Annotated in this window: 7 protein-coding genes; 3 read left to right on the forward strand and 4 right to left on the reverse strand. The window is 43.6% G+C overall.

Going from position 1 to position 10402, the window contains the following annotated elements:
* Positions 1–165 precede the first annotated feature (165 nt).
* Entirely contained in the window at positions 166–1290 is a 1125-nt protein-coding gene (locus HFA01_RS08340) for a Fe(3+) ABC transporter substrate-binding protein (RefSeq protein WP_146815140.1), read from the reverse strand.
* 319 nt (positions 1291–1609) lie between these two features.
* Between HFA01_RS08340 and HFA01_RS08345 the strand changes: the two genes are divergently transcribed.
* The 3 genes from HFA01_RS08345 to HFA01_RS08355 all read left to right on the forward strand — a co-directional run bounded on the left by HFA01_RS08345 (position 1610) and on the right by HFA01_RS08355 (position 6554).
* On the forward strand, positions 1610–3031 hold the full coding sequence (locus HFA01_RS08345; protein WP_146815142.1) for an alanine/glycine:cation symporter family protein: 1422 nt from the start codon (positions 1610–1612) through the stop codon (positions 3029–3031).
* A gap of 238 nt (positions 3032–3269) precedes the next feature.
* Entirely contained in the window at positions 3270–5165 is a 1896-nt protein-coding gene (locus tag HFA01_RS08350) for an ABC-F family ATP-binding cassette domain-containing protein (protein ID WP_146815143.1), read from the forward strand.
* Between the two features lie 141 nt (positions 5166–5306).
* Positions 5307–6554 (forward strand): aminopeptidase, encoded by a 1248-nt coding sequence (locus tag HFA01_RS08355; RefSeq protein WP_146815145.1) that lies wholly within the window; start codon positions 5307–5309, stop codon positions 6552–6554.
* 41 nt (positions 6555–6595) lie between these two features.
* Here HFA01_RS08355 and asnB read toward each other — a convergent pair whose 3' ends face one another.
* The 3 genes from asnB to HFA01_RS08370 form a co-directional block, all read right to left on the reverse strand.
* Positions 6596–8479 (reverse strand): asparagine synthase (glutamine-hydrolyzing), encoded by a 1884-nt coding sequence (gene asnB, locus HFA01_RS08360; protein WP_146815147.1) that lies wholly within the window; start codon positions 8477–8479, stop codon positions 6596–6598.
* 103 nt (positions 8480–8582) lie between these two features.
* Complete coding sequence (locus tag HFA01_RS08365; protein ID WP_146815149.1) at positions 8583–9743, reverse strand: hypothetical protein; 1161 nt, start codon at positions 9741–9743, stop codon at positions 8583–8585.
* On the reverse strand, positions 9725–10273 hold the full coding sequence (locus HFA01_RS08370) for a sigma-70 family RNA polymerase sigma factor (protein ID WP_246139301.1): 549 nt from the start codon (positions 10271–10273) through the stop codon (positions 9725–9727). The genes HFA01_RS08365 and HFA01_RS08370 overlap by 19 nt, the downstream gene beginning before the upstream one ends.
* Positions 10274–10402 lie beyond the last annotated feature (129 nt).

Consider the following 10402-nt stretch of genomic DNA (forward strand, 5'->3'; position numbering starts at 1 on the left):
CAAGCGTGACACGTCCTTTATCCTACCAATCGCTCAGCCTTGAATGAAAAAAGCCGGAAAAAATTTCTTCATTCAAGGTTGAGTCCGCTTTAATGATAACAGTTCTCAACTGTTTTGTATAGAAAAAACCGCATCATGGGAGGCATGATGCGGTTACAAAGCTTATTATTTCCAACCGACTTCATTCATGATTTGAATCGCACGGTCGTTGTTCTCACCAAGTTCATTCAAACGAATGTCTTGTTCTTTGAACTCACCCCAGCTTTGCAGAAGCTCAGAAGGCTCTACATTAGGGTTGACTGGGTATTCATAGTTAGCTTCAGCAAATTGTTTTTGTGCTTCCTCTTTGGAAAGGAACTCAATGAACTTCTTCGCGTTTTCTGTGTTTTGACTGCTTGCTGTCACACCCACACCACTGATGTTTACGTGAGTACCTGTTGTATCCTGGTTAGGGAACATAATTCCTAACTGTTCAGCGACTTTAACTTCTTCTTCATCTTCAGAATTCAACATTTTACCCATGTAGTAGGTATTCATAACGGCTACATCACCTTCACCGGCAGCTACAGCTTTTGCCTGGTCACGGTCTCCGCCTTGAGGGTCACGGGCCATGTTATCCACGATGCCTTGTGCCCATTCTTTCGCAGTTTCTTCACCTTCAGTAGCAATCATAGAAGCGACAAGGGACTGGTTGTAGATGTTAGAAGATGAACGAATCAAGACTTTATCTTGGAACTCATCTTTTGTAAGATCCATATAAGTTTGAATGTCTTCTTCATTTACACGTTCTTTGTGATAAGCAATGACACGAGCGCGTTTCGTTAATCCGAACCAGTTGTTATCTTCATCACGGAATTTCTCCGGAATGTTTTCACTTAATACATCACTTTCAATCGGTTGCAGAAGCTCTTGGGACTTCGCGCGGTGCAGACGGCCAGCATCCGCTGTAATTAGAAGGTCAGCTTCAGAAGCTTCGCCTTCACGGTCAAGACGTGCAATCAACTCATCGTCTTTTCCTTCAATGACGTTGACTTTAATGCCTGTTTCTTCTTCAAACTTGTCGTAAAGCTCTTGGTCTGTGTCATAGTGGCGGCCAGTGTAAAGGTTTACTTCTCCACCTGTTTCTTCAGATGCGTTTTCTTCGCTAGTCTCTTCGTTACTTTCTTCCGTCTGTGTTGTTTCTTCTTCATTTGATTCTGTTGCTTCTTCCTGATCGTCTCCGCCGCAAGCAGCGAGTACAAACATAGAAAGGATAAGGATGAAGCTCATTAAAAACCATTTGTTTCTCATGTTCTTTCCACCTCTTATGTAAAATTTTTATCATCCATTGATAATGATTTTCATTCCAGGTTCAATTCTAATAGATTTCGCAAAGAAGTCAAGTGAATATTGAGAATTTTTTTCATTTAGATGATCAGGCAGGGTTCTGTAAGACTCGAAAGCGATTATTAAACTAACATTGGTAGAAGATGAGTTGTATGATATAGGAAGTAGAGCACGATAAATACATATGGTAAAATAGTTGAGTTCTTGTCGTTGTGTGTTTGTTTATAAGCGATTGTGGGAACAGACTTAAAATGGAAAATATTACTTAAAAGAGGTGAAGGTTATGGTGGAAGATATACTTACTTTTCTGAACGATTGGATGTGGGGGACCATTCTCGTTGCCGCCTTGCTCGGCTTAGGATTATGGTTTTCGATTAAACTGAATTTTGCCCAGTTCACATACATACCGGAAATGTTCCGCGTTCTTTTTGATAAGCGGTCGATTTCTGCAGAGGGCAAAAAGGGAACCTCTCCTTTCCAGGCTTTTGCCATCAGTACCGCATCCCGTGTCGGTACGGGAAACTTGGCAGGGGTAGCCGCTGCGATTACGGTCGGTGGGCCCGGCGCTGTGTTCTGGATGTGGATTGTAGCTATTCTCGGCGGAGCTTCAAGCTTTATTGAAAGTACGCTTGCACAAATCTACAAAGTTCCTGAAAAAAATCAGTATCGAGGCGGCCCGGCCTATTATATTGAAAAAGGGTTGAAGAACAGGGGACTGGGAATTGTTTTTGCTATAACGATTACATTTACGTATGGGTTGGTTTTCAGCTCCGTACAGTCCAATACCATCCGTCTGGCTTTTGAAAATTCCTTTAATATGGATAAATGGTTACTTGGTGGAATTCTTACTTTTATTGTAGCTCTTATTATTTTTGGTGGGTTAAAACGAATTGCTCAAGTCACCCAGTTCATCATTCCAATTATGGCTATTTTCTATATCATCCTTGCAGCCTACGTATTGGTTGTGAACATCGGACAGGTGCCAACGATGTTTGGGCAAATCTTCGCTGGTGCTTTCGGTTTTCGTGAAGTTGCTGGAGGTACCTTCGGTGGTATGATCTTAATAGGAATTAAACGTGGATTATTCTCCAACGAAGCAGGTATGGGTAGTGCACCAAACGCAGCCGCTACTTCTGAAGTTACACACCCGGTCAAACAAGGTTTGATTCAGACTTTGGGTGTATTCACTGATACGTTGCTTATTTGTAGTGCCACTGCCGTTATTATTCTTTTTGCTGGAGATTATGTAGGGACAGACCTTGATGGAATTCAACTGACTCAGGAAGCGTTTGAATCCCAACTTGGCGCATGGGCGGCTATTTTTATTGCTATAGCGATCTTTCTTTTCGCATTCAGTTCGATCATCGGAAACTATTACTATGGAGAGACGAACATCGAATTCATTAAAACAAGCAAACCAGCGATCTTTATTTACCGGTTAGCTGTATTGTTTATGGTCATGTTCGGTGCGATTGCTGAGTTTGGCCTTGTTTGGTCACTGGCCGACTTGACGATGGGGATCATGGCGTTGATTAACTTGTACGCAATTTTCCGGCTGTCATCTGTGGCGTATGCTGCGTTGCAAGACTACCGTAAGCAGAAGAAAGCAGGAAAAGATCCGGTCTTTTATCAAGATCACCTTCCGGGTGTCGACGGGATGGAATACTGGAGAAGAGATCAATCCTCAGAGAAAGAACAAGGATAACAAACATAAACAGCCTCAGGATTTCGTTCCAGAGGCTGTTTTTATTATTGCGCGAACGGGCATCCATTTATAGGATGCCCGTTCGCGCCAAACGAGGTCCGAACCGCGCCAAACGAGGTCCGAACCGCGCCAAACGAGGTCCGAACCGCGCCAAACGAGAGTAGGAACGCGGCATCAGTCTTTACACTCACAGATGTGATATGATGGACAGAGATATTCAGTAAAAGGAATGAGCGGAATGAGTTTATTATCAGTCAATCAATTGAGTAAAAGTTATGGAGATAAAGATCTATTTGACGACCTTACTTTCACGATTTCCAATCAGCAGCGAATCGGCCTGATTGGAGTGAACGGGACGGGGAAATCTACGCTTATGAAGATTCTAGCAGGCATAGAGAGTAGCGATTCAGGGGATATGGATCATGCGAAGGATTTCACTGTGGAATATCTGCCACAGGAACCTGAACTGGATGAGAGCCATACGGTTCTTGAACAGATCTATTACGGTGATGCTGAGATCATGGTCGTCATGAGATCCTATGAAAAAGTGCTGTTGGAACTAGCCGCTCATCCTGAGGATCCCAAAGTCCAGGAACGTATGCTTGACCTACAGCAAAAGATGGATGAAAAAGGAGCCTGGGAAGCGAACACGGTGGCTAAAACGGTTCTATCCAAATTGGGGATCGAGTTTTTTGATAAGAAGATCAGCGAACTTTCTGGAGGACAGAAAAAAAGGGTCGCTATTGCGAAAGCTCTGATTCAGCCGGCTGACTTACTTTTGCTGGATGAGCCTACCAACCATCTTGATAATGAAACCATCGAATGGCTGGAAGAGCATCTAGCTTCCTATCGAGGGTCACTTGTCATCGTCACACACGACAGATACTTCCTGAATCGTGTGACGAATTTGATTTATGAACTGGATAAAAGCCGCTTATATATTTATGAAGGAAACTATGAAACATTCCTTGAGAAAAAAGCGGAAAGAGAAGAGTGGGAGCGTCAGGCTGAGCAAAAACACCAAAATACGCTCAGGAGAGAGCTGGCCTGGTTAAAAGCTGGTGTGAAAGCGAGAACGACAAAACAAAAAGCTCGTAAACAACGAGTAGAAGCCATGAAGGAAGAAACCTTTGATACGAAGAAAGAAAACGTTGATATGGCGATTGGTTCTACAAGATTAGGAAATCAGGTGATCGAGCTAGAGGGAGTCTCCCACGGCTTCGGAGAACAGTCGCTGATCGATGCTCTGGACTACCTTGTGGTGCCGGGGGAAAGACTAGGAATCATCGGTCCGAATGGATCAGGAAAAACGACATTGCTGAACATCATGGCTGAACGCATTCAACCGGATGCAGGGAATGTCCACATCGGTTCGACTGTTAAAATAGGCTATTATACACAGGATCATGGAGAGCTTGATGAAAGTCTGAAAGTTATTGAATATATAAAAGAAGTAGCGGAAGTCATTACGACAGCTGATGGTGATGAAATTACAGCGGAACAGATGCTTGAGCGATTTTTATTCCCTCGCCCGCAGCAGTGGACGTATATCAAACGCCTATCTGGCGGAGAGCGCCGCCGTTTGTATTTGCTTAGAGTGCTGATGAGCGAACCGAATGTTCTTTTCTTAGATGAACCGACCAACGATCTCGACACAGAGACGCTCAGTGTGCTCGAAGATTACTTGGAACAGTTCCCTGGTGTCGTCATCACCGTTTCACACGACCGTTATTTCCTGGATCGTGTTGTAGACCGCCTGTTAGCTTTCGATGGGGATGGAAAAGTCCGGAGGTTCTATGGCAATTACACGGAATATCTGGAAAAGAGAAAAGATGAAAAGAAAGAGGAGCAGGTAGACAAGAAGCCTTCCGCTCAAGAAGATACACGCCGTGCCAATCGGAAACGCAAGTTATCTTATCGTGAAAAGCAAGAATGGGAGACGATTGAAGATAATATAGCGGCCCTTGAGGAGAAAGTTGTGAGCCTGGACGAACAGCTTGCGGCAGAAGCGACAAACTATGACCGCGTCCAGGAACTATCCAAGGAAAAAGAAGAAGCCGAATCAGAACTGGAAACAAAAATGGAGCGGTGGGAAGAACTGTCTTTAATTGTTGAAGGGGTAGAGGAAGAGTAATGGAAAGGAGAGTGGAAAGCAATTGTTTTCCACTCTCTTTTTTTCAATAGGGGACAGTGCCGTTCATTTGCTTCTTTTTGTAGTTCCGTGCGTTTTATGGAATAATGAATACGGATACAAGCTAACAGGAGGAATGTGAAAATGAAAATGCCAAGCATTGAAAACTTGGAAAAATATGCGGAATTAGCCTTGCGTACAGGCGTCAATTTGCAGCAGGATCAATTGCTAATGATCAATTCTACGATTGCCGGTGCGGAATTCACACGCATCGTCGCACGAAAAGCTTTCGAAATGGGAGCGAAGGATGTACATATTAACTGGGGCGACGATGAACTGACGCGCATGAAATACGAACATGCCGACCAGGAGACGTTATCTGACGTTCCAGAATGGCAGAAGCAGCAGTACACGTATTTTGCGGAACAGGGAGCGGCCATTCTTTCCATTCGATCGACAGACCCTGATCTTCTAAAAGGTATTGATGCGAGCAAAGTTGCAGCTGCGACCAAAGCAAGATCAGAAGCGATGTCCAAGTTCCGTGACTATACGATGAATGACCGCATTCAATGGTCGATCGTCAGTATCCCGATCCCTAAATGGGCACAAAAGATCTTCCCTGGACAAGATGAAGATACAGCGGTTGAAAAGCTTTGGGAGCAAATCTTCAGCATTGTCCGTGTCGACAGAGAAGATCCGGTGGCTGCATGGGAAGACCATAACCAAACATTGATTAAAGCTCGTGAATACTTGAATAAAAAACAGTACCAGAAGTTGATTTACAAAGCCCCAGGTACAGATCTTGAAGTAGCACTGCCTGAAGGGCACATCTGGAAGGGCGGACCTTCGAAGACGGTGGAAGCTAACGTTCAATTCAACCCGAACATGCCGACGGAAGAAGTGTTTACAGCACCGCATAAGTATGGGGTAAATGGGAAAGTTTCCAGTACGAAACCGTTGAACTATGGTGGAAACGTCATCGACAATTTCACACTGACGTTTAAAGAGGGGAAAGTCGTGGACTTTACAGCGGAAGAAGGCGAAGAAACCCTCAAGCACCTTCTGGAAACAGATGAAGGATCACGCAGGCTGGGAGAACTGGCACTTGTCCCACACGAGTCACCAATATCTCAGTCTGGTTTGATTTTCTACAACACACTTTATGATGAGAACGCTTCTTGTCACCTTGCGCTTGGAAAAGCTTATCCGAACAACATGACAGGCGGATCAGATATGAGCGCAGAAGAGCTTGATCAAAATGGTGTGAATGATAGTTTATCTCACGTTGATTTCATGATGGGATCCGGTGAGCTTGACATTGATGGTGTACGAGCAGACGGAACGACAGAACCCGTCATGCGAGAAGGAAGCTGGGCCATTTCATTTGAATAAAACAACGAAAACCGGCAGCGTTTCAAACGCTGCCGGTTTTTTTATGCATAAGCGAGTTGAGTTACCTCTTCTTGAAGGTGTACCGCATTTCCAAAATAGACATCATACCATTGAAGGAACACATAAACCGTCCAAATATAACGATGATGATTACCTTTTCCTTCATAATGGTCGTCCAAGTATTGGACTAATGCTTGGGTGTGGAAAAACTCCTGAGCTGTTTCAGATGTTAAAGATGTCTTCACTAAATCATAGTATTCTTTCTTTCTCAGCCAATCCCGGATAGGGACGGGAAAGCCGACTTTTTTACGGTTTGCCCATTCTTCAGGGAGCACAGCCTTCGCAGCTTCTCTGAGGGCATATTTGGTGTCCTTGCCATTTGCTCTTAAAGAAGGAGCGAGGGAGGAAGCGACTTCCATTACTTTTACATCCAAAAAGGGAACGCGTAACTCAAGAGAGTGTGCGGAGCTCATTTTATCCGCTTTTTGAAGGATATCCCCAGGAAGCCAATGGTGAAGGTCGGCGTATTGCATCTTCGTCGAATCATTCGCTCCCGAAACTTTGGCATAGGTCTTTGATAAAAGGTCTGCTGGTTTACGACTTTGACGGTATGCAGGTTTAAGGACTTTGTGAGCGTCTTCATGTCGGAAGACTTTCGCGTGTCCGATGAATTTCTCTTCAATCTTCTCTCCGCCACTCGTCAAGAATGAGGTGATCCTATTTTTAGGAAGCTTAGAAGAAACACTAGCAATAGATTTACGAAGCGTAAAAGGCACTTTTTCATAAATCTTCTGTTCAGGACTGATCTTATACCAATCATATCCTCCGAAAAGTTCATCAGCTCCTTCTCCAGAAAGAACAACCGTCACATGTTCTTTAGCCAATTCACTTAAGAAGAAAAGAGGGACGGAGGACAAGTTCGCATGAGGTTCATCCATATGATACTGAATGGTAGGCACCGCCTGGAAAAAATCATCGGCTGATATGAGCCGTTTATGGTTTTCGACTTCTATTTTTTGTGATAACTCTTCAGCAAGTGTCGTTTCATTAAACATGCCTTCATAATCTTCAAAGCCGATCGAGAACGTTTTATTCGGTTTCAATAGGCTCGTCACATAGCTTGAATCAATGCCGCCTGAAAGGAAGGATCCTACTTCAACATCACTGATTTTGTGGTGCCGGATGGAATCATCCATCGCTTCCTGAATTTTCTCAATGGCTTCGTTTAAATCTGTTGTTTCCTCAGAATAAGAGGGCTCCCAGTATGGCCGTATTTCAAAATTACCGTTACCATGAATCATGTAGTGCCCGGGAGGAAGTTTGTAAACTCCTTCAAAAAATGTTTCCTCCATAGCCGAATATTGAAAGGTCAGATAAGGTTGCAAGGCTTCATGGTTAAAGGACTTCCGAAATTGAGGGTGAGCAAGAAACGATTTAATTTCAGAACCAAATAAAAAGGAGCCGTCTGTCGTTTCCTGTGTATAATAAAGCGGTTTAATTCCAAACATGTCTCTGGCAATAAAAAGTTGTTTTTCAACTTTGTCCCATATGGAAAAAGCGAACATTCCCCGTAACTTTTGCAAAATATCAGGACCGTATTGCTCAAAGCCGTGAAGGACAACTTCACTATCCGCCTGGCTATGAAACGTGTGCCCTTGTAGGAGTAAATCCTCTCTCAGACTTTGAAAGTTATAGATTTCTCCATTGAAAACCATCACATACCTTTCATTTTCACTAAACATCGGTTGATTACCATTTTCAGAAACATCGATGATCGTCAGTCTCTGAAATCCTAAGCTGATTTCCCCATCTGTATATGAACCTTGGTTGTCTGGTCCTCTGTGTTGGATTTTTTCCATCATGTCCTGGATGATCGTGTGATTTTCAACCCCTATTTTATTGAATATTCCAACGATTCCGCACATGGAAATACCTCCTTTTAAAGAATCCTATACCTAAAATAAGTAGGGGAGGGGGAGGTTCGCCTCCAAACGGAAGCGGGTCCCCGTCCCCTTTTATTTTTTGTTCTTACCACCGAACGTCCATACCTTCAAATTGTAAATCTTCGTAATTAGGAACAATGGCCGGGTCGACCCTGACGATGTTCAGAGATTTCAGCTCAAGAATGTCTTCAGCCGTTCCTCTAAAGGAAGAATTGATCAAATTCAAATACGTAATGGTTTGCAGCCCTTCTTTGACACGACTCAAATCGTCAACGGTAGGACCGATGAAAGTTGCCTGATCCAAGTAAGGGACTTCCTTTAATAACTCACCAGGAATAATGGCTTGATTCAGCTTCAGCACGAAAAGGGACTGCATCGCTTTAAAATATTCAATATCTTCGTTCACTTCATAGATGCCACTCAAATGGGAGGCGTTAATCGTCAATTCTTCTAAATATAATAGATCTCGCTTGGTGACGGCATCCGGCTCTTTATCTACGGATCTTGCGATGGAGCGAAGGATTAAGTCGTCCATGACAACGGGTTCATCGGGATTTTTAACCTTGATGAAATTTCGATGGCGCTCGTGTACTTTGTAGTTTTCTTCAATCAGATCTCCTTCTTCTGATAGGTAAAGGAGTGTCGCTTCATTTAGTAAAACGCGCTCTCCCCCCTCTACCCAGTTAAGCTTCATAGAAATTTCTATCTTGCCATTTTCAAAGTCCTTTTTTGGGGGAGGTAGAGGCCCGTCATAAGCAGACTGGTTTCCCGATTCGCTCAGGCCGGCAAATGCATAATAACTCTCAAACAATTTATACTCGTTTCCATTGTCATTCTCTGTATCTGCTAGTTTGGATTCAACTTCAGTTCCTGCAAATTGATCAATGACGACTTTCATCTTACTTTTGGTCGGCATAGAAGTAATGACTTCCTTGAGCTTTTCAACCTTTACATAGGTGGGTTCTTCTGGGTCCGGATCAGGAGCAGGTGACGTTTCTTCCATTGGTTCTGATTTCTCTTCCGTAGGTGAAGAAGATTGCTCAAACCAGTCCGTATTCAGAAAGGTATAATAGGATCCGCTCAAAACAATGAAAGCAAGGAGGACCGTAACCAGTTTCGGAACAGCAGGGAAACGTAGCCGTCGGTTAGGCTTCTTTTTATAAAAGCGCTCTTTGTCTTTATCTGTGAATAAAGGATCCTCGCCCATTTGACGATTGATGGCTTCTTTTATTCGTTGATGATCCACGGGTCTATCCCTCCTTCATCTGCCTTTTCTCTAAGCAGTTGACGTGCACGCTGCATCCTTGTTTTGATCGTACTTAAAGGCGTTCCGGTCGCTTCAGCAATCTGTTTCTGCGTCATATCTTGTTGGAAAGTGAGAATCATGACTTCCCGATATTTGATTGGGAGGTTAAGGATGGCTTCCGCTATTTCATCCCACTGTTCTTTTTGCACGACTCTTTGCTCCGTGTAGTTCGGGGCTTTTTGTTCCCGCCATTTATCTGTAGCGATTTTGATGCGGTGAATAGGGGATCGTAAATAATCTTTGCATCGGTTGATGGCAATTCTCATCGCCCAAGTTTTCAATTGGGAATCTCCGTTGAACCTATCCCACTTGCGATAAATCTGTAACAAAACATCCTGAAAGATATCGTCTGTGGTATGGTGATTCTTCACATATGTAAAAATGGTTCTTTTCAACGTTTCTCCGTATTGGTCCATTATGTACTCAACCGCTTGCTCACGTGTGTAATGAGTTTGTGTATGTGCGGACACCGGGCGTTCCTCTCCTTTCCTCTTCATTAGACGAGAGTCTCATCCAAAAGGTCTGCAAAAATACAAATTTCTTCTATAAATCCAACATTTTTCTCCAGTAAATCTCCCGATTGTGGAAGACTCAGTTTC

Origin of the sequence: Halobacillus faecis (assembly GCF_007991335.1) — a bacterium.
GTDB lineage: Bacteria > Bacillota > Bacilli > Bacillales > Halobacillaceae > Halobacillus > Halobacillus faecis.

What these genes read in the sequence shown, in the direction of transcription:
- HFA01_RS08350 (WP_146815143.1), top strand. Translation starts at nt 3,270, where the DNA reads ATGAGTTTATTATCAGTCAATCAATTGAGTAAAAGTTATGGAGATAAA.
- asnB (WP_146815147.1), bottom strand. Translation starts at nt 8,479, where the DNA reads ATGTGCGGAATCGTTGGAATATTCAATAAAATAGGGGTTGAAAATCAC.
- HFA01_RS08355 (WP_146815145.1), top strand. Translation starts at nt 5,307, where the DNA reads ATGAAAATGCCAAGCATTGAAAACTTGGAAAAATATGCGGAATTAGCC.
- HFA01_RS08340 (WP_146815140.1), bottom strand. Translation starts at nt 1,290, where the DNA reads ATGAGAAACAAATGGTTTTTAATGAGCTTCATCCTTATCCTTTCTATG.
- HFA01_RS08345 (WP_146815142.1), top strand. Translation starts at nt 1,610, where the DNA reads ATGGTGGAAGATATACTTACTTTTCTGAACGATTGGATGTGGGGGACC.